Annotated in this window: 13 protein-coding genes and 4 pseudogenes; 14 read left to right on the forward strand and 3 right to left on the reverse strand. The window is 53.5% G+C overall.

Annotated features, from left to right (window positions below; genetic code table 11):
* Positions 1–7: 7 nt before the first annotated feature.
* Positions 8–625: a TetR/AcrR family transcriptional regulator gene (locus IGS75_RS08825; RefSeq protein WP_202256610.1), complete on the reverse strand. Its 618-nt coding sequence runs from the start codon at positions 623–625 to the stop codon at positions 8–10.
* A gap of 102 nt (positions 626–727) precedes the next feature.
* Between IGS75_RS08825 and IGS75_RS08830 the strand changes: the two genes are divergently transcribed.
* The 3 genes and pseudogenes from IGS75_RS08830 to IGS75_RS15525 form a co-directional block, all read left to right on the forward strand.
* The gene (locus IGS75_RS08830) at positions 728–1,879 is read left to right on the forward strand and encodes an FAD-dependent monooxygenase (RefSeq protein WP_202256611.1); all 1,152 of its coding nucleotides are present in this window, start codon (positions 728–730) and stop codon (positions 1,877–1,879) included.
* A 171-nt stretch (positions 1,880–2,050) separates the two neighbouring features.
* Positions 2,051–2,389 (forward strand): annotated as a pseudogene (locus tag IGS75_RS08835) (transposase); the annotation flags it as partial.
* A gap of 406 nt (positions 2,390–2,795) precedes the next feature.
* Positions 2,796–2,981, forward strand: a pseudogene (locus tag IGS75_RS15525) (SOS response-associated peptidase); the annotation flags it as partial.
* Positions 2,982–3,092: 111 nt separating this feature from the next.
* Here the strand turns inward: IGS75_RS15525 and IGS75_RS08840 are convergent.
* Both IGS75_RS08840 and IGS75_RS08845 read right to left on the reverse strand, forming a co-directional pair.
* Positions 3,093–3,527, reverse strand: a pseudogene (locus IGS75_RS08840) (oxidoreductase); the annotation flags it as partial.
* A gap of 59 nt (positions 3,528–3,586) precedes the next feature.
* Positions 3,587–4,195, reverse strand: a complete 609-nt coding sequence (locus tag IGS75_RS08845) for a TetR/AcrR family transcriptional regulator (RefSeq protein WP_202256612.1) — start codon at positions 4,193–4,195, stop codon at positions 3,587–3,589.
* Between the two features lie 75 nt (positions 4,196–4,270).
* Here IGS75_RS08845 and IGS75_RS08850 point away from each other — a divergent pair, with 75 nt between their 5' ends.
* The 11 genes and pseudogenes from IGS75_RS08850 to IGS75_RS08900 all read left to right on the forward strand — a co-directional run bounded on the left by IGS75_RS08850 (position 4,271) and on the right by IGS75_RS08900 (position 19,824).
* Positions 4,271–5,158, forward strand: coding sequence for an SDR family NAD(P)-dependent oxidoreductase (locus tag IGS75_RS08850; protein ID WP_202256613.1), 888 nt, complete (start codon positions 4,271–4,273; stop codon positions 5,156–5,158).
* Between the two features lie 161 nt (positions 5,159–5,319).
* Positions 5,320–5,727, forward strand: coding sequence for a hypothetical protein (locus tag IGS75_RS08855; protein WP_202256614.1), 408 nt, complete (start codon positions 5,320–5,322; stop codon positions 5,725–5,727).
* 75 nt (positions 5,728–5,802) lie between these two features.
* Positions 5,803–8,163 carry a TonB-dependent receptor gene (locus tag IGS75_RS08860; RefSeq protein ID WP_237468742.1) on the forward strand — a complete coding sequence of 787 codons (2,361 nt, stop codon included), beginning with the start codon at positions 5,803–5,805 and terminating at the stop codon, positions 8,161–8,163.
* 139 nt (positions 8,164–8,302) lie between these two features.
* Positions 8,303–8,959: a response regulator transcription factor gene (locus IGS75_RS08865; RefSeq protein ID WP_167495520.1), complete on the forward strand. Its 657-nt coding sequence runs from the start codon at positions 8,303–8,305 to the stop codon at positions 8,957–8,959.
* A 22-nt stretch (positions 8,960–8,981) separates the two neighbouring features.
* A complete protein-coding gene (locus tag IGS75_RS08870) occupies positions 8,982–10,343 on the forward strand; it encodes a sensor histidine kinase (RefSeq protein WP_202256615.1) in 1,362 nt (453 codons plus the stop codon).
* A 175-nt stretch (positions 10,344–10,518) separates the two neighbouring features.
* Positions 10,519–11,258 (forward strand): annotated as a pseudogene (locus IGS75_RS08875) (IS5 family transposase).
* 132 nt (positions 11,259–11,390) lie between these two features.
* On the forward strand, positions 11,391–12,665 hold the full coding sequence (locus IGS75_RS08880; RefSeq protein ID WP_237468743.1) for an MFS transporter: 1,275 nt from the start codon (positions 11,391–11,393) through the stop codon (positions 12,663–12,665).
* A 49-nt stretch (positions 12,666–12,714) separates the two neighbouring features.
* Positions 12,715–13,182: a MarR family winged helix-turn-helix transcriptional regulator gene (locus tag IGS75_RS08885; RefSeq protein ID WP_062108787.1), complete on the forward strand. Its 468-nt coding sequence runs from the start codon at positions 12,715–12,717 to the stop codon at positions 13,180–13,182.
* A gap of 187 nt (positions 13,183–13,369) precedes the next feature.
* The gene (locus tag IGS75_RS08890) at positions 13,370–14,863 is read left to right on the forward strand and encodes an aldehyde dehydrogenase family protein (protein ID WP_202256616.1); all 1,494 of its coding nucleotides are present in this window, start codon (positions 13,370–13,372) and stop codon (positions 14,861–14,863) included.
* Between the two features lie 11 nt (positions 14,864–14,874).
* The gene (locus IGS75_RS08895; RefSeq protein WP_202256617.1) at positions 14,875–16,956 is read left to right on the forward strand and encodes a PQQ-dependent dehydrogenase, methanol/ethanol family; all 2,082 of its coding nucleotides are present in this window, start codon (positions 14,875–14,877) and stop codon (positions 16,954–16,956) included.
* Between the two features lie 591 nt (positions 16,957–17,547).
* Positions 17,548–19,824: a TonB-dependent receptor gene (locus IGS75_RS08900; RefSeq protein WP_228123675.1), complete on the forward strand. Its 2,277-nt coding sequence runs from the start codon at positions 17,548–17,550 to the stop codon at positions 19,822–19,824.
* The last annotated feature ends 127 nt before the right edge of the window (positions 19,825–19,951 follow it).

Consider the following 19,951-nt stretch of genomic DNA (forward strand, 5'->3'; position numbering starts at 1 on the left):
GGACTTATCAATCCGGCCAGGTTGCCAGCAGAACAGATGGAAGCATCGTCTCAATAAACGTGGTGTCAGAGTCTGGTTTATCCAATAAGAGCGCAGGCCGTCCTTCTATGACCATATGAGCTAGCCCATGCGCGGTCGCCATTGCACTGGCCATGTATGGGCGAAAAACACGCTTGTTCACATCTGGTGGTTCTTGTCCAAAATACGCTGCTGCTGCGTGTCCATATCTGTTTAGTGCGTCGAATGAGGCTTGCATGAAAGCAGGATCTTTGAAATCGATCAGGTCAACACGGCAGATTAGGCGGAACAACCCTGGATTGATCGCAGCAAATTTCACGTAGCCCAACGCCTGCGTTCGGAGATCCTGAGCCGGGATACCGGATGACGGAAGAGTATTCAGTTCGTTTCCGAGCTTTTCGAAAGTCCGAATGGCGACAGCTGTCAAAAGCCCTTTCGTGCCGTTAAAATGATGTGAGGGAGCACCAGGAGAGACGCCAGCAGATTTGGCGGCCTTCCTTAAGGTAAACCCTTCGACACCTTCCGTTCGAATGATCTCCTCCGACGCTACAATGAGCGCTGTTTTCAGGTCGCCATGATGATAGCTGTCTCGGGTTGCCCCACTCATACCGTCTCCTGATCATTCATATAAACATTGTTCAGATTGATGACATTTCCAATCTATGCAATGTTCAGATGGACAATGCCACCTTTCTTGGAAATGCATTATATGACACAGCGCGCACTGATCGTAGGTCTCGGTATTGGCGGTATGTCTGCTGCTATTGCCTTAAAGCGTCAGGGCTGGACACCGGTTATTATTGAACGTGCTCCGGAACGGCGAAAAGGCGGTTATTTCATCGGTCTGCGCGATGAAGGCAAAAATGCCGCCTCGGCTTTAGGTGTGCTGGATGTCATGGAAAAAAGAACCCCGGACAACATCCGGTTCTGGGATGTGCGCAAGGATGGCACGCGCAGACGCATTGCTGATCTGACGCAAGAGACGAATGCGCCGATCGCCGTACTGCGAGGAGATATTGAAGAAGCTCTCTGGCACGGAATTGAAGGACAGGTGGACGTCCGGTTCAGTACCGTACCTTCGGCGATTGTGAATGGCGATACACAAGCGCAGGTCACACTCCGAACAGACGGCGGTGGGGAAACGACGGAAGACTACGATCTTGTGATTGGTGCTGACGGAGTGCGCTCGACCGTTCGCAAACTGGTCTTCGGCCCAGATGAGGCATTCTTCCATTCAGTTGGCACGATGCTGTGTGCTTTTCCGCTGGCGCGGCCCATCGAGGGCTTCAAAGCTAACGATGGCCTTATGGTTGCAGACGTGAAACGTACTTTGACCGTGTTTCCGCTGGAAGGGCGTCCGTCGACCGCACTTTTCTCATACCGAACCAGAAATCCGGAGCGAGCTTCGAGAAAAGATCTGCTTTCCACGCTGCGGCAGATATTTGCCGATCTGGATGTAGACGGGATTATTTCCAATGCTCTTGAGGATCTTGCAACAACGGACGACTTCCTTTTTGATTCCGTTCAGATGGTTAAAATGTCCTGTTGGTCGAAAGGTCGGGTCCTGCTGTTGGGAGATTCAGCCTGGTGCCTGACCCTGTATTCAGGCATGGGCGCTTCAGCCGGTATGCTTGGTGGCCAGGTTCTCGGTGAAGCTCTCGCGGCCTGTCCACACGATATTAATGGTGCGCTACAAATGTTCGAGGCTCAGATGCGTCCATTTGTCCGCAAGCATCAGAGATTCATCGCTCTCCGCTCCCAGTTGTTCGTCCCATCAAACCGGGTTTCGCTCTGGGGACGCCGTGTTCTGTGGCAGATCCTGCTACGCTCCAGAAAATATCTATTTTGCGAGAATAAATGAAGAAGGGAGTATAATAGCGATTTGGTACCATCTTCCACCTGAACTACTTGTCTGTTCCTGGCTCGGGACCCATTGATTTGACTGCGAAAATCTGTTTCAGGCTCTGCGCGGAGACGGAAGATAAGCGACCTGTTTTGGCTGACGGAGGAACAGATGGAGCGTCTGCGGCGCTTTTTCATGACTGCGGGGCAGAGCAGCGATTATACCGGTGCTGCTGCCTTGTTGGACAGTCTTCCTATGGCACAGTGGATGCTGGCGGACCGAGGTTATGACGCCGACTGGTTCAGAGACGTCCTGGAAGAGAAAGGGATAAAGCCCTGCATTCCAGGACGGAAATTTCGCGGAAAACTGGTCAAATACGACAAGCGAAAATACAAACGCCGCAATCGCATCGAGATTATGTTCGGAAGGCTCAAGGACTGGCGGCGGGTCGCAACACATAATGAGAGATGCCCGACCGTATTCCTCTCAGCCATCTACCTCGGCGCAGCCGTAATCTTCTGGCTGTGAATCCTGAGCCTACGACCTGCTTACCCCTGCTTGGAAGGCACGCTACTTCGATTTCATATGCACCCTCCGGATGCATATGAAATCGCTACGCTTTTTCTCTTTCCTCTATCGCCGAATAAATTCGGCTCCCTTTTCGATACGAAGACGCTCCCCCCCCAGAAAAAGGCGGAGGAGCAAAATGGCACTTGCCCTGTATTTTATGTACAAAATCGGAAAAAATATGCCCATTTTCTACCCCCTCTTTTTTGACCTTCTCGAAACACTGTTCGAAAGTGGCCTCACTCAAGGTTCGCCATAGGCTAAAAAGGGGACAAGGGCGGCGTGAGACGTCCGTTGCGACTAGCCCTGAATGCTCGACCTGAGCGTCTGCGACCGGCGCTGGGTAGAGAGGCTAAGCGAAAGAGAGTTTCTGACCACAGAGGCCAACCGGGAAGTGGGCGCGATCCATCCGAAGGCTATGCTCGTTATTCTTATGTAACCGGACGAATTGGGCGCATGGATGAACGCGCCGGTGGTAGAGGCTCTACGCCTTCAGGGGCGTTTGCCGGATGATCTGTTGACCCGTGTTGAAGCACCGCGTTCTTTGGAATGACAGCCATGGAGGGGCAAGCAGAATGTCTGCTTTGGATTTCTTAATGCCCGTTATCAGACATTGAGAGAGGCTCATTCGTAATTAAAGAAAGGGAGAGTCGATATAGCCTTTCTAGGCTCCACTGAAGAACGTTTTCCGGTCAGCCTCGTTCAGCAGGGCATTTGCCTTCAGGCGTGCCAGAAAATCCAGATTGGCAAGGATCATCTGGCCGTATGCTTCCATGTCTGCGAGGCCGCTGGCCACGTCTTTCCCGATGTCTGCGCGTTGTCGACCGAGACGGTTCAGGATCAGTCTGGCTGTCCACAATTGCCGGATATCGGACAGAAGCTGTTCATTGCCCTGATGCATGATGTGAACATACGACAGATGGAGTTTATCCAGTTTGCCAATCAGATAGCCCGGCCCCTCTTCGCTTTCATCAATGTCCCAGAGGGTGGTGCTCGGTGAGAAGCGGATGGCCGTCCGATCGGCGCCGATTTCCTCGGCAACAGCTATGGCGATCTCGATTGCGAAGCGCTCACGGCTTTCGATTGATCCGCCATAGTCATCTGTCCTTGCTCGGCATCACGCACTTTCAGTCACACGAGGGCTAATGGAAAAAGCTGCTAGGGCACCGGTTTGATCCCGTCCCAGAGCAGGGTGATTACGTCGGCAACATGGTGTTCGTCCGTTGCTTTGTCAGAACCCGGTTCACCGCAGATGCGGTTGGAAAAAGCCCGGTTGTGCAGAACCCCGAGAAGTGTGGACGCAAGAACCTGTGCATCGCATTGCGCCAGCTTCTTCTGATCCTGCGCTCGTCCAATCCATTCAGTCAGAGCGCGAAAGGCGCGCGCTGGAGCGGATTCTTCCGGATCTTCCCCTGGGCACAGGGCTTCAGTGGGAATGCCACTGGCCTGAAGCACCGTAAATCCGGCATGCAGATCTTCGAAAAACGCTGCAATCGTACAGGCGATCTCGACAATCTGCTCCCGGATTGGTCGGTGATTGGGGCCGGCTTCAAGTGTTTCAATCCAGTGGATATCCTTCGGTGCGCCCAATGCCGCCAGCATAAGACCCTGCTTCGACCCAAAGCGGTTGAAGAGAGTTGTATGACTGACGCCGATCTCCCGTGCGATATCCGCAGCCGAGACGCTTCCACCGCGTTCAAGAAAGCAGCGGCGGGCAATGGCTAGGATGTGTTCGTCCGAGACTTCTTTTGGGCGTCCGATTTTCATTCCTGATTCCGACTTGACGATTCACCTCATCAGCATATCTTTCTGTCCAGAAAGAAAGTAAGAGGCATCCAAACTATGAAACGCGATCTTAGCCTGAAATGGCATAATGTGGATCCAGGCTCTCTGCGAGGCAGAAGAGCCATCGTCGTCGGGGGGACAGGCGGAGTGGGGCGTGCCGTGAGTCAGGCCCTTGCTGCGCGTGGTGCGCAGGTGACTGTCGTTGGACAGACATTCCGCGACGCCGATATTGCCAATATCTCCTTCGTACAGGCCGATCTCAGCCTGCTGAAGGATGCGGAGCGGGTTGCGCGGGAACTTTCAGCGGAACAGGCTGATCTTCTGGTTTTTACAACGGGTATCTTCGCCGCGCCCAAACGTCAGGTGACGGCCGAGGGGATCGAGCGCGACATGGCGGTCAGCTATCTGAACCGGCTGGTGATGCTACGCAACCTGGCACCTCGTCTGGGTACACAACGGATCGACGGGTCACTGCATGCGCGCGTGTTCATCATGGGGTACCCCGGCACGGGCCAGCTTGGTACGCCAGACGACCTGAATTCCGAGCGGGCTTACAAAGTGATGGCGGCCCATATGAACACGGTCGCTGGCAATGAGGCGCTGGTCGTAAACTCTGCACATCGTTACCCTGATCTCGGCGTCTTTGGACTGAATCCTGGCCTGATCAAATCGAGCATCCGCAGCAATCTGATGGGCGCGGACAGTCTCAAACACCGGATCATGGAATGGCTGATTGGCAAGCTGGCCCCGAGCGCTGACGACTACGCGGCGCGCATTCTGCCATTGCTGGTCTCTCCCGATCTGGATCAGCGTAGCGGGGTATTCTTCAATCGCAAGGCTCAGGCCATATTGCCATCCGAGGGCATGAATGAGGCTTATGCCAAGCGTTACATTGCTGCTTCTGCAGTATTGATTGCCAAGACTGGCGTCAGCTTGAGCGACTAATCGACTACAGCGAGGTTACTTCAATTCGCCGGGGACCGCGCACTGTGACATCTTCGCTTTGTGGATACGTTGCTTTGGATGTCACTCTCGCCACCATCTTCAGGTTCACATCAGGTTGATGCGTTACAAGGTCAGCCTTACGTGAGAAAGGAGGGTCTCTGGTGGCAAATAATATCAAGCCGTCGAAGAATGCCAGGATACGAAGGTCTAGACTGCCGATCGTGTTTTTAGGTTTTCCAGTAAATGCCGGATATATCTCTCCAACGAGAGCGCACACGACTGATTTGCAGCAGGCCGAGCCACATAGCATCAGCGCCCTCCAGGATGAAAATGCCTTCATCGCTCCAGCGTTCCTGATGGACCGTTATTACGTTAACGGCTTGCTAATGGGTTATACGTTGCCGGCGGATATGACTCTCAACGCAGTCGGAGATACGGAATTAGCAGCAGCCCTCATCCGGGGTGGTGTGCGGCTCAGCTATACGCAGGTTTTCCAGACGCACGAACTCCAAGAACAGTGCGGCGGCATGCACCAGTTCGTCTCGCAGGCCGATGGCGTATGGTTCTGAACGATGCGGGTTTCCATTAAAATCGCGACTAGTCTCCGCTCATATGCGTGCCTTCTAGCCTGTACGAGTGCCTTCGTGAACGTTCACGCCTATGCACAGAAACCAATTAAAAACCTGCCTATGCGCCATGCCCACGACGCGTCTCCCATTCACACGAGGCCCGACAAGCCAGTCCAACCAATCCTCACCGGCGCCGCGACGAAGCCGGCTGAGGAAAAAATCATCGTGACGCTCCGTCGCCATCGGTCAGTGGACGGCGTGACGGGACTGCAACCGGGTGGTGGCCTCATTAAGCCTGAGACGGCACCAAAATCGGTTAGCACCGTCAGTCGAGACTTTATCCAGAAGCAATCACCGGCCCAAAATCCGTTGCAATTGGTGCAATTGCTGCCGGGCGTCGTCGTGGGATCTGCCGATCCGTTCGGCGTAACGGGGGGTACCATCTCGCTGCGCGGCCTTGATCAATCCGAAATGGCGATAACATGGGAGGGGGCGCCTGCGACTGACGTTGGGGTCTACACGATTGATACGTCGGAATTCGCCAGCAACGAAGATCTGGAGGATATGAGCGTTCAACAAGGCTCTTCCAATCTCGACACGCCGACCATCAACGGTTCGGGAGGCCTGCTTTCCTTTCGTGACCGTGATCCCTCTCACAAAATCGGGGGGCTTGTGACGCTCGGCTACGGTTCGTTCAACTATCACCGTGAATTTGTCCGCCTCGACACAGGCGAGGTCGGTCATAGCGGTGTGCGCGCTTATATTTCATACGCCAATCAGCAAGATGATGCCTGGCGCGGTCCCGGTCACGACCGAATCTGGAACATGGACTGGAAAGCGGTGAAGGAATGGGGCGACGACAATCGCGTCACCTTCGTCGGAGCCTATCGTGACTCCATTGAAAACACGTGGCCCTCGACGACGATGGCAGATTGGAAGACCTATGGCCGCAATTTCACATGGGACCGTAAATATGTTTTTGGGCCGGAGGGTCAGAATTACTGGCGGCTCAATCGGAACCCTTACGACAACCTGTTGCTCAGCGCGCCCTCCCATATCACGCTGACAAATCACTGGAAGCTCGATGTCACGCCCTATTTCTGGCATGGCTACGGCAATAGTTCGACGGGTGCCTTCATTAACAATACCAACGGTAATTTCCTTGGTACGGAATCCATAACGCAATCGCTTCATTTGCCCTATGCCCAGCCGGCCGGAGATGGCACGACTAACGCCATGACGTTAATGGCCTTTCAGAACGACCAATATCGGGGCGGTTTCACGGCGAAAACCGATTACAGGATCAGCAGCCACCATGACGTCTATTTGGGATGGTGGTTTGATTATTCGAACGACCATGACTCGGTCATCTTGTCCCCCGTTACCTTAAACGGAAATCCTATTAATATCTTCGGCGAAACCGACAATATCAAACTCGCCAATGGACAGTTACTTGCCAACCAGAACATCTCGACGATCACGACCGTCAATGCGCTCTTCGCGGGGGAGCGTGCAACCTACTTTGACGGCAAGTTGACGGTGGATGCCGGGCTCAAGGTAGCGATGGTCAATCGTAATGGCACTAATGAACTGCCTGGCCCGCAATACAAGGTTGTCCTGAACGACTTCCAGCCCTTGCCGGCGCTTTCGGCGCGCTATCAGTTCAGCAAGGAACACCAGATCTTCGCCAGTGTCTCGACAAATTTCCGCTCGCCAACGACTCCAACGCTGTACAATGCCTATTACGGGCACGGAATTTCAGTCCAGGGCATTACGAACATGAAGGACGAGTATTCGATTTCGGAAGAGATCGGCTATCGCTACAATGGGCCGCTACTCGTCGCCAGCGCGACCTATTTCCACTATAATTTTACCAATCGGCAGATCCAGAGCGTCATTCCCGGCACGAACGGCGCGGAGACGGTTGACATCAATGCTGGGGGTCAGACGTCTGACGGCGTCAGTATTGAAGTAGGGACGCGGCCGTTCTGGCATTTTCGCCCTTATGTTTCCGGCCAATATCTGCATGCTACGATCGACAATAATATTGCCGGCCTGCCGACCAGCGGCAAGACGGCCGTGCGTTCGCCGCGCTGGACAGGAGCGTTGGGCATCGACTGGGACAATGGCATGTTCTTCTGGAACTACAGCATCCGTTACGTGTCGCGGCAATATTCCACCTTCATGAACGACGAGTACATTCCAGGATATTATGACATGAACGCATCTGTCGGCGCGCGGATGCCAGGATACGGGCCAATGAAAAGCCCTATGATCCAGCTTAATTTCATTAATCTTACAAACAATAACTACCTGTCTGGTGTTCAGAGTGTGACAACAAACGCCGTGACGACACACGGAGTGCAGGGCACGGCGCCTGACTATTTAATCGCACCGGGTCTGGCTATCGTCGCGACATTGAAGGCCGGATTTTGATCCGTATAGCTCGCGGATCATGCGAACTTATGCTCTCCGACGCGTCAGATGCCATGTGGAAAATGTGGCTTTGGCGACTACTGTAATGGGGCGGGGCCGCGATCCTTTGGCCGTTTCTCGCACCGGGATAGGATATCCGATGCAGATTCTGCTTGTGGAAGACCATGATCTACTTGGAATGGCAATTAAGGTCGCATTGGAACAGGATGGCTATAATGTCTGTTGGTGTCAGGACGGCGAGGCGGCAGTCGCCGCCTTAACACAGTCACGGTTTGACGTTGCACTCCTTGATCTTGGGTTGCCTGTTCTGTCTGGAGAGGAGATCCTTCGCCTGATCCGTCGGCAATCCACCTACACCCCCGTCATCATTCTCACAGCGCGGGAGCATCCCCGACATCGTGTCGCGGGTCTCGATGCCGGAGCAGACGATTTCGTCGTCAAGCCTGTCGATCTTGCCGAACTGGCGGCACGCATACGCGCGCAAATTCGTAGGCAGGAGGGCCGTCTGTCCGACATTCTGTCCATCCGGGGTGTGGACATTGATTTAGGAGGGCGTGTCGTGCACCGGGACGATCAGCCGGTGCATCTGACGGCCAAGGAATTTAAACTGCTAGCGCTACTCTCACGCCGTGCGGGTCGCTTTGTTTCGAAGCCAGACCTAGCTAATGAACTATATGATGATGGTGAGGAATATGACAGCAACACAATCGAAGTCGCGATATCAGCCATTCGACGCAAGCTTGGATCTGATTTCGTAATCACGGCGCGTGGACTGGGTTATACCGTCCCGAAATAGAGACATAAAGAGTATCCTGTCGATGCGTCTGCGCTCCCTGACGGCTGCCGTTTATATCCGTATGCTGCTGCTGTTGATCGCATTCGGCTCGGCAGCCGGTGGCATCGCATACGTCATGGCGCGTTCCGATATCGACAGAGCCTCGGACAGCAGCTTAAGGGTCAGCGCGAATATGCTTTACGCCCTGATGCAGGAAGAGTTGTCGGAAAGCGCCGATACACATTTTCCGAAAGATCTACTAAGCGCAGAAGATAGGCTGGCTTTTCGCACCGGCGAGCAAAAGCGCATGTTCGCTGTCTTTCGGAATGGAGCCGACATTGTCCATTCTGAGAATGCGCCACCTGATGCCATTATCCCGCGTAATCCAGGTCTTCATACCTTCGGTCAAGACCGATGGCGCTCATATGGGATGGACATTCCGCATTATGGCCTGTTGATCGTCGTTGGCGAGCGTCGGGCCGACATCAACCGGAGTCTCATAAGACTGGTTCATAAAATCGTATTTCCGGTTAATCTTCTTGTTCTTTTTAGTGCATTTTTGCTGTGGAACATGCTTCGCAATGGTCTCGCGGATATGCGACGTCTAAACAGGCAATTGGATTGCCGCTCCTTTCAGGATCTCGACCCACTTGACCCATCCAATTGGTCGCGAGAACTGGGTGGCTTGATCAGTACATTGAACACACTTTTCGCGCGCGTCCGAACCGGCATCGAACATGAACAGGCCTTTACCGATGCTGCCGCGCATCAACTGCGCACACCTCTGGCCGCCATTCGTATGCATGCTGAGTTGCTGGTGCGAACCACGACCCTCTCAAGAGCGCAAACGATCCCATTGCTTAAATCTATTGATCAGGCTCGGTCGCTGACAGACAGCATGCTGCTGTTGGCCCGTCTGGACGCGGGAACCGCCAGCAGAGCACAATTCGATGTTGCGGAGCTTATTAGTGGGATTATAGCGCGACAGGCACTCCTTGCTGCGCAAAGCGGCGTCGCATTCTCATTTGACAGTGACGAACCGACGATCCTCACATCTGATCCCACGTTGCTGGAAACAGCGTTGTCGGCGCTGATCGAAAACGCCATGATTCACGCGGCCTCCGGTAAAATTGTTGAGGTTCGGCTCTATACGATAGGGCAAGATAGCTCGCAATCTCTCCGCATTGACGTTTCCGACCGAGGACCAGGTATTCCGGAAGCCAGCAGGGCTGACGTTTTCCGTCGCTTCTACCAGCTTGGCAACACGCCAGGTATAGGGAGCGGACTTGGTCTAGCCATCGTTGCCCGGGCTATCGACAGAATCGACGGTGCAATCGAACTATCAGGTCGCACCGAAGGGCCCGGTCTTAAAGTATCGATCCGGATACCACGTGGTTGTTTCTGAGAAAAATGCGAGAATTGCGCTCGTACGAAGCCATTTCCTGAATCACTATGCCCGTCATGCAAGTCGGGTAGTGGGACGCTAATATATGTGTGCGCTTCGGCCAGCGGATCATTAAGATCATAACCCATTGATTTTTATAGATAATTTTGATTTAGGCTCCTTGAGGAGACTGAAGATGAGCGACCTGTTTTGGCTGACGGACGATCAAATGGAGCTCCTGCGACCGTTCTTTCCCAAGAGCCGCGGCAAGTCTCGTGTTGATGACCGTCGTGTGCTGAGCGGCATCATTTTCGTAAACCGCAATGGTCTGCGCTAGCGGGATGCGCCTCGGGAATACGGCCCGCACAAGACGCGCTGGGACGCCATGGAGGTCTTCCGCCCGGATGATGGACGGTCCAGCTGCCGGAGAGGCAGAGCCTCAGACCATTATGATTGATGCGATCTATCTCAAGGCGTACCGCCCGGCTTTGAGCCTGCAGTTCAAAAGGATGATCCAGGGCGTCTGATCGGTCGTACCAAAGGTGGCATGAATACGAAGCTGCATGCGATCACGGATCAGAACGGACGACCGCTGAGCTTCTTCATGACGGCGGGACAGGTCAGCGATTATACAGGTCCGCTGCTCTTCTGGACAGCCTTTCTATGGCACAGTGGATGCTGACGGACCGGAGTTATGATGCTGACTGGTTTCGGGGGGCTCTGGAGGAAAAAGGGATCAGGCCCTGCCTTCCGGGACGGAGATCCTGCGGAAAACCAGTCAAATACGACAAGCGAAAATACAAAAGACGCAACCGCATCGAGATCATGTTCGGAAGGCTCAAGGACTGGCGGCGGGTCGCAACACGCTACAACCGATGCCCGGCCGTCCTCTTCTCAGCCATCTGTCTCGCTGCAACCGTCAGGTTCTGGCTATGAGCCTTGAGCCTAAGATTGGGATTTTTCCGATTTTTTCCTGATAGCAGAGAACGAGGATTCCAAAAATATTTCAGTTGAAATTTCTTATAAATATCGATCCGATATAAAAACGGAATTATGGGGGCTATCTGGGTGCGTACGGTAAAACTGGCAACGATCAGCGCGATGATAGGCAATGTTGTTGAATGGTATGATTTTGCGCTCTACACGGCAGCGACCCCGCTGGTTTTTTCGCGTATCTTTTTCAGTCAGCAACATGACCCATTTCTGACGCAAATCGAGACGATCGCCGTATTTGCGTTAGGATTTCTCGTGCGCCCTTTGGGCGGTATGATTTTTGGAGCTATTGGGGACCGGTACGGATCCGTAACCTCTCTGCGCTGGACCCTTTTCATTATCGGGGGTGCTACAGCCCTGATCAGCACTTTGCCGACCTACGAACAGATCGGTCTGTTGGCACCGCTGCTTCTGCTAGTGTTGCGGTTGGTGCAGGGAATCGCGGCAGGGGGGGAGTGGGCTGGAAGTACCCTAGTGATCGGGCAAGCCCGCCCCCCAGGTCGCCCGGATCAGCGGAACATCGCGTTGGCACTCAGCCAGTCCGGCGTGGCCTTGGGCATGGTGTTGGGTACGGCCACGATGTGGGGTTTGCGACATATGCCTGAACACGTCTTCCTTTCATGGGGGTGGAGATTTGGCTTCCTGGCAACGCTTCCATTTGTGGCAGTGGGACTTTTTCTAAGATCCCAGAGAGAGCTTTCAGGAAAAGAGACTTTGCCACAGGCCAGGCAGCCGCGCCTGATGCAGTTCCTGCGTCAGAAGCCGCTTACGGTGATCCGGGGAGTGGGAATCCGTCTGGCGGAGAACGGCGGAATCTATCTGATATCGGTGTTCGGTTTGGTTTACGGTCGGGCGCACCATGTGCCGGATAGTCTGTTGCTTGCAGGTATGACCTGCGGGCTGATCGCAGATGGGCTTGCCATGCCTTTCTTCGGGTGGCTTTCAACACGGTTCGGGGCTGCACAGGTCTATCTGGCGGGTATCTGTGCTCTCGTCCTTTTGACAGTGCCATTTTTCTGGGTGGTGTCTACAGGACAGCCTGTCGCGGTGATTGGAGGGTTTGTTTTAATCATGATGTTGGGCCATGCCCCCATGATCGCGGTGGAGCCCATACTGCTTGAGCGCCTCTTTCCCCCATTTTGCCAGTATTCGGGAGTAGCGCTGGCGCATGAACTGGGCTCCACCCTGGCAGGAGGGATCTCTCCGTTCCTAGCGACCGTGCTGTATTACAGAACGGGCAGTGTTACGGGGATCATGGTGTATGTTTTCCTGCTTGCGCTGGGATCTGCAATGGCGCTGTATCGGAGTGGGATGCATGAGGTTGTGGAGGATCATTCTTCCCAGTTCTGAAACTATCGGCTAGTCGTAATATTCATGACCGATCTGATAGGAATATGACTTGAGACGTGGCAAGACCTGGCGGCAGGCGCATCCCGGCGATCCTGCATTCTCTCCAGAGACATCGCCGTTTTTTCATCTATCTCGTCTGGTCGGACTCTATCATTTGCGAATGGACGCGCATCTAAAACCGATTGGAATGGATGTGCCGCGCTGGCGCGTCCTGAATATTCTGCATGAATATGAGTTTGCGACCATAAGCCGGATTGCGGATCTTGCGGTGATCCGTGTGTCTACCATGACTAAGCTGATTTATCGGATGGAAAGCGAGGATCTGGTCAGGACATGCGTCTCCCAGACGGATGGCCGGGTGACGGAAGTCCGCCTGACCGAGAAGGGTAGGGCTGCGCTCTCTCAGGTTCGTGCCAAGGCCGGGCATATTTTCGAACGTGCTTTCGGCGACGCGTCGGATGAGGAGATACAGGCCTTCATGGCGATGACCCGCCGGATCTACGACAATATCTACTGAAATCTGTCGCAACGTCTGCTCACTGCACAAAAGGTCGTAACCCCAGGTCACGGGGTGTTTCCGTGCGCATAAGGCACGTGAAACAAAAACTCGATAAATAAGTGGAATTATCCACCATTCCGGAGTAGCATCGAGATGTATCGCTTTGGTCCTTTTGCCATAGCGCGTGCAAAACGAGAGAATTCCTATGACCGTGACATCCGTTCTTCCTGACGTTCAGATGTTTCTGGACCGTAAGCACGGCCTTTACCTTGATGGTCAATGGGTCGATTCCAGCGTTCAGGCGCGTCTGCCCGTTTTCAATCCTGCGACAGGGAAAGTCCTGTCATCTGTGGCGGATGCCGGATTTGACGATGTCCAGCACGCGGTTGCGTCGGCAAAGCGCAGCTTTGACAAAGGCGTCTGGCGCGACATGCACCCTTCCGAACGTGAACGGATCCTGCTGCGTCTTGCTGATCTGGTAGAGCGTGATGCAGAGATTCTCGCCCAGCTTGAAACCCTGGAACAGGGGCAGTCCATTACGCTGTCCCGAATTCTTGAAGCCGGAGGCGCGCAGAGCTGGATCCGGTATGTGGCAGGTCTGGCAACCAAGATCACCGGTCAGAGCCTGGATGTCTCCATCGCGATGCCACCTGGTGCGCGCTATACTGCTTATACGCGCAAGGAGCCGATTGGCGTGGTGGCGGGCATCGTGCCCTGGAATTTTCCGCTCCTGATCGGGGTATGGAAAGTTCTTCCGGCTCTGGCTGCCGGGTGTTCGGTGGTCGTCAAACCTTCTGAAATCACACCGCTGACCATGTTGTGGTTTGCGCAGCTGGCCACTGAAGCCGGCGTGCCTGACGGCGTTTTCAATGTCCTGACGGGAATGGGAGCGGTGGCGGGTGCAGGTCTGGTCAGCCACCCGGATGTTGCTAAGGTGACGTTTACGGGTTCGACCCCCGTAGGAAAGCAGATTGCAGAGCAATGCGCCTCGAGGCTGGCGCGCGTTTCGCTAGAGCTGGGCGGCAAGAATCCTGCCATTGTGCTGGCTGATGCTGACATCGAGCGGACCGTGAATGGTCTGACAATGGCTGGCTTTCTCAATCAGGGTCAGGTCTGCGCGGCCTGCTCGCGGATTTATGTGGAGGCGCCGCTGTTTGACAGCGTGGCTGCCGGGTTGGAGAGCGCCCTGTCGGGAATGAGTATCGGACCGGGAATGGATCCGACGGCATTTATCAATCCCGTAGTGTCCAGACCGCAGCAGAGGAAAGTCCAGTCCTATCTGGACCGTGCCAGTGAGGCAGGGGCAGAGATGCTGAGAGGCCCGCAGGTCCCGGAAGGGGACGGGTTCTATATTCGCCCTGCGCTGGTTCTCAATCCCGACGATACGCTGGCCCTGACACGAGAAGAAGTATTTGGTCCTGTCATGACATTGACACGGGTGTCCAGCGCCGAAGAAGCCCTTGCAAAAGCAAATGATACAAATTTCGGACTGGCTGCGAGTTTGTGGACGAACAATCTGGAAGCAGCGATGAAGCTGCCACCCCGCATGGAAGCGGGAACGGTGTGGATCAACAGCCACGTCATGATTGATCCGAACATGCCTTTTGGGGGGATCAAACAATCCGGCATCGGGCGTGACTTTGGAACAGCATGGCTGGACGCATTCACCGAAACCAAATCCATCTGTATCCAGCATTGAGAGGACTCGGGATGGCTAGAATTTTTCCCCTGACGGCGCTCGTTCTGTGCTGTGCGACTGTACTTTCAGGTGGATCAGCGCTTGCGCAGGGCAGTGTCGGTTCGCCCGATGACTGGCCCCAGCATGGGCGCACGGCTTTCGAGCAGCGATACAGTCCCCTGAACCAGATCAATACGGGAAATGTCGGAAAGCTAGGGCTGGTATGGCATCAGGATTTTGATAGCCTGCGAGGGCAGGAAGCAACGCCGTTGATCATTGATGGTGTTATGTACACCACGACAAACTGGAGCAAAGTTGAAGCCCTTGATGCAGCTACAGGGCGTGTCCTGTGGCGGTATGATCCCAAGGTGCCAGGAACTGTTGCGGGCAGAGGATGCTGCGATACGGTCAATCGCGGAGTGGCTTATCAGAATGGTCGTGTTTATGTCGGTACGTTTGACGGGCGGCTAATCGCACTGGACGCCAAAACCGGGCAACTGATCTGGAGTGTGAACACGATCCCGCAGGACAAGACACTGGGGGACATCCGTTCTTACACGATTGATGGTGCACCGCGGATTGCGAAGAATGTGGTCATCATCGGCAATGGGGGATCCGAATTCGGAGCGCGGGGTTTTGTCTCAGGATTCGATGCAGTCACGGGAAAACTGAAGTGGCGGTTTTTTACGGTTCCCGCGCCGGAAAATGTCCCCGATCACGCAGCGTCTGACAAAGCGCTTTCTTCGCTGGCGTATCCGACATGGCGCCCGACCGGCGGGTGGATACATTCCGGTGGTGGGGGAACTGTATGGGACTCCATTGTTTACGATCCGGTCACGGACCTGGTGTATCTGGGGGTCGGAAATGGCTCCCCATGGAATTACAAGTTCCGCTCTAATGGTGTGGGGGACAATCTCTTTCTGGCCAGTATTGTCGCAGTGCGACCGGAAACCGGCGAATATGTATGGCATTTCCAGGAGACCCCAAAAGACCAATGGGATTTTACGGCATCTCAACCCATGATGATCTTGGATCTGCCGATCAAGGGAAAGATGCGTCATGTTCTGGTGCAGGCGCCAAAGAACGGCTTTTTCTACATGCTGGATGCAGCTACAGGCGAGTTCCTGTCTGGCACGCCGTATACGTTCCAGAATTGGGCCAAAGGCCTTGATCCAAAGACCGGACGCCCGGATATTGTACCTGATGCCATGTGGTCGATCAGCGGCAAGACATGGTTTGGCATTCCGGGATCGCTGGGAGGCCATAATTGGGCGCCGATGGCTTATAGTCCGCGGACCGGATACGTTTATATTCCCGCTCAGCAGCTGCCAGAGCCGTTTAAGGCCAATGAACACATGCAGTTGCACAAGATTGGAGTCAATCTCGGCATCGACATGACGGGGCTTCCGGCTGATCCGAAAGTTTTGGAGGATGTTTCCAAAACCGTTCAGGGTTGGCTTCTGGCTTGGGACCCCGTCGCTGGAAAGCCGGCGTTTCGGGTAGAGCATAGTGCGCCCTGGAATGGTGGTGTGTTAGCAACAGGCGGAGATCTGGTTTTCCAAGGCCTCTCTACGGGCACTTTTGAGGCTTATGATGCCAATACGGGCAAAACACTTTTCCAGTTTGATGCGCATACAGGAATTGTAGCACCTCCGGTGAGCTATACCGTAAACGGAACGCAGTATGTGGCGGTAGAAGTCGGCTGGGGCGGAGCATTTCCGTTGATGGGTGGGGCACTTGCGCGGATCAGGAATACAAGCATCAATCATTCCCGGCTTCTAGTATTTGCCCTCAATGGACATGACAGCCTTCCACCGGAGACACGTCAGTCACAGCGTCCTGTCAAAACAGCACAGACCTTTGATCCCAAAAAAGCTCAGGAAGGCTACGGAATTTATCAGAATTACTGCATGGCCTGCCATGGCGATAATGCGGTTTCAGGCGGTGTTCTGCCTGATCTGCGGTGGTCCGGAGCTCTTGAGAGTGTGCAGGGGTTCCATGCTGTGGTTGGAAGAGGAGCCTTGGCAAATTATGGGATGCCAAAATTTTCTGAGGTCTTAAAGCCCTCTGAAATAGAAAAAATCCGTAATTTCCTCATAAGCCGCAATCATTGATTGATGCTGAACGAGGATAAAAACAATCAATTTATATATTTATTATTAATGCTTCCGTGGAATGGGAACCTAAGCCATAGATTTTAATCTTGTGGTGTAGTGGTCTGCTGGTTATTTGGCGTTAAATCGACCTCAGAATTGATAAATAAGTTTTGTGCATTGAGGGCAATATAAAAATTATCCTCAATGCATATGCCACCTCAAAGAGGGAGCGTGCAGACATATAGCCTGTCTGTCACTTGTGCCGGATTGCAGAAATATCTGCGTCTGTCGCATAACTTAATATGCCGGATTCGCAACGAATCAAGTAGACATTTCAGTGGAAACTTCACAAGATATTGGCGTTGAGGCTGTCGAAAGAATCCGGGTAGGCAACGAACTCACAGAATCCGAGCGATCTGGAGATCTATTGATCCTATGTAATTATGTTTCGATATCGTCTTGAAATCTCGCGTCCGCAGATTGGACCCGATGCAGTAAGGAGGAGCAGGTATTATGCGCTTGAAAACATCGAGTACTGCGTCCAGACCGGCCGTTCGTTGTGCCGCCAGAGCTATCCGGGTCGCTTTCCTATATTCGGGATGCTCTGCTATGGCGTTCTCATTTATTCTTAATGCGAACGTGGCAGATGCAGCTACAGTCAAAAAGACCTTCTCCGGCATTTCGGGCAAGAAGAGTGTTGTGCATAAGGTGGCACGCAAGGACGTCAACGCAACGCGACTTGAAGAAGTTACCGTCACGGCTCGGCGCCGGAGTGAACGGATTGAGCGGACGCCTATTTCCATGACGACCGTAACGGGAACTCAGTTCACCGAGCGCGGCATCACGTCTCTCGCAAAAATTCAGGATATGGCACCGAATATTTCCTTTGGAAATGTGGCATCTAATTCGGGTGTTGCAAATGCGGCAGCTGTGTTCATTCGCGGTATTGGACAGACGGATTTCTCGTTCGGCGTCGATCCCGGGGTCGGCATGTACGTTGATGGCGTCTATGTCGGTAGCCCCGTCGGGGCGGTTCTGAACATGGTCGATATTGCCAATGTGTCTGTTCTCCGCGGCCCACAAGGGACACTTTTCGGTCGTAACACTATTGGTGGCGCGGTTTCCGTCTCATCACTGACACCGAATAGTCAGCTCTCAGCCAAGGCAGACGTGAAATACGGAACCGCTGACCGGATTAACGGACGTGTCTTTTTCAATGTGCCTTTATCCAAGACATTGTTTGCCAATTTTTCGGCTGGTAGTTTTATGCAGGATGGTTACGTGCATGCTCCTAACCAGAAAAACCAGCGTGAACTCGGTAACCAAGACACACAGGTTTATAAAGGTGCTTTGCGATGGCATCCCATCGACAAGCTGAATGTTACTCTGCGCGGCGACTGGACGCGCGACCGGAGTAATGGCGCCCCGTATGTGACAACAGGCGTTAATCCGAATGCGACGGGCAGCATGATAGCGCTTAACAACGCTATGCATGGGGGAACACTGCTAAACTGTCCGGGCGCAGGTTGTTACAACTCCAGCTATTTTAGCAAGAACACGAACTATGGTAGCCAGCCCGATTATTCGAATCTGACAAGCTGGTCGACTTCGGGCACTGTTGATTACGAACTTTCCCAGTATTTCGATCTGAAGTCCATTACGGCCTATCGCAAAACAGTCGGTGCGTTTGCCCAGGATCGTGATTCTTCTCCTATCGGGATCAATTACGTTACGGATCATTATCTCGAAAAGCAGTTTTCTGAAGAATTTCAGGTCAACGGGCATGCTCTTAGTAACAGGCTTCATTATTCAGCCGGTGTTTACTATTTTTCCCAAAGTGGAGCGGACGTAAATCCGACGGAGTTTTATGTCGAAAGTCTGCAAAGTGGCGGATATTTCAAGGACAAGAACTATGCTGCCTATGCGCAGGAAACCTATAATATCACCAAAAAGCTGACATTTACGGCAGGTGTGCGTTACACGGAAGACAACAAAACTTTTACTCCTGATCAGTATATTACCAAAGTTATTGGTGCCCCCATCGTTTCCACGCCTGTTGGAACCCGCATTGTTCCGTATCAGTCCTATCACAACAACAATGCGCGCTGGACGCCAATGGTCAATCTTTCCTATCAGTTTACGCCGGAACTGATGGGATACACAACGTTCTCACAAGGGTTCAAGGGGGGCGGATTTACGCAGCGCCTGACGAATATTACCAATGCTCCTCCTTCATTTCGTCCGGAAAGCGTCAATACTTTCGAGGGTGGGCTGAAGTTTTACGGACTCAACCATCGTCTGCGTATCAGTGCCGCTGGCTTTTTCACTTTTTATGATGACGTGCAGCTTCTGGTGTCTGATGCCACGCATATCGGACCATACTATACCAATGCAGGCAAAGCCCATATCTCGGGTTTTGAACTTGAAGGTCAGTATGCGCTCGGAGACGGTTGGACGGTAAGTGGTTCCGTTGGGGAAACGGATGCGCATTACACGAGCCTAACCGCAAGTGTGCAGGGGCTTGGATTGAACTCCATGTTTGTCCTTGTGTCGAAATGGACGGCCAATGCTGGCGTTTCGAAGAGGATCGACCTGGGTCAGTATGGTAGCCTTACCCCTCGGGTAGATGCCACCTATCGGTCCCGCTACAATGCCAATCTGAATGCCATCATGTACAACGCGCTGATACAGCCCAAGTATATAACGGTGAACATGAGCGCGCGCTGGGTTAGTGCAAACCAGAAATATAACGCCATGGTTGGCTTGGATAACGCTTCGAACGAGAAATTCATGGCCTGGGGCAGCTATTCCGGAAGCTTTGGAAACTACCAGAAATCCTTCGACCGAGGTCGTCAGTGGTACATTCAGGGCGGGGTCGCATTCTGACACTTTTCCGCTGGGCTGCTTCCAGACACCAGCGGAAATTTTTGTGAAAAAGTAGTGGAATAATCCACTAAATGCCGATAGCGTAACAATCATGGATCGCCGCTGGAGCTAAAGCTGCTCCTGAACA

It is taken from the genome of Gluconobacter sphaericus (genome assembly GCF_016757795.1).
Lineage (GTDB): Bacteria > Pseudomonadota > Alphaproteobacteria > Acetobacterales > Acetobacteraceae > Gluconobacter > Gluconobacter sphaericus.

Coding starts and splice junctions, on each gene's coding strand:
- IGS75_RS08850 (WP_202256613.1), top strand. CDS start 4,271: ATGAAACGCGATCTTAGCCTGAAATGGCATAATGTGGATCCAGGCTCT.
- IGS75_RS08825 (WP_202256610.1), bottom strand. CDS start 625: ATGAGTGGGGCAACCCGAGACAGCTATCATCATGGCGACCTGAAAACA.
- IGS75_RS08890 (WP_202256616.1), top strand. CDS start 13,370: ATGACCGTGACATCCGTTCTTCCTGACGTTCAGATGTTTCTGGACCGT.
- IGS75_RS08830 (WP_202256611.1), top strand. CDS start 728: ATGACACAGCGCGCACTGATCGTAGGTCTCGGTATTGGCGGTATGTCT.
- IGS75_RS08845 (WP_202256612.1), bottom strand. CDS start 4,195: ATGAAAATCGGACGCCCAAAAGAAGTCTCGGACGAACACATCCTAGCC.
- IGS75_RS08895 (WP_202256617.1), top strand. CDS start 14,875: ATGGCTAGAATTTTTCCCCTGACGGCGCTCGTTCTGTGCTGTGCGACT.
- IGS75_RS08865 (WP_167495520.1), top strand. CDS start 8,303: ATGCAGATTCTGCTTGTGGAAGACCATGATCTACTTGGAATGGCAATT.
- IGS75_RS08870 (WP_202256615.1), top strand. CDS start 8,982: ATGCGTCTGCGCTCCCTGACGGCTGCCGTTTATATCCGTATGCTGCTG.
- IGS75_RS08900 (WP_228123675.1), top strand. CDS start 17,548: ATGGCGTTCTCATTTATTCTTAATGCGAACGTGGCAGATGCAGCTACA.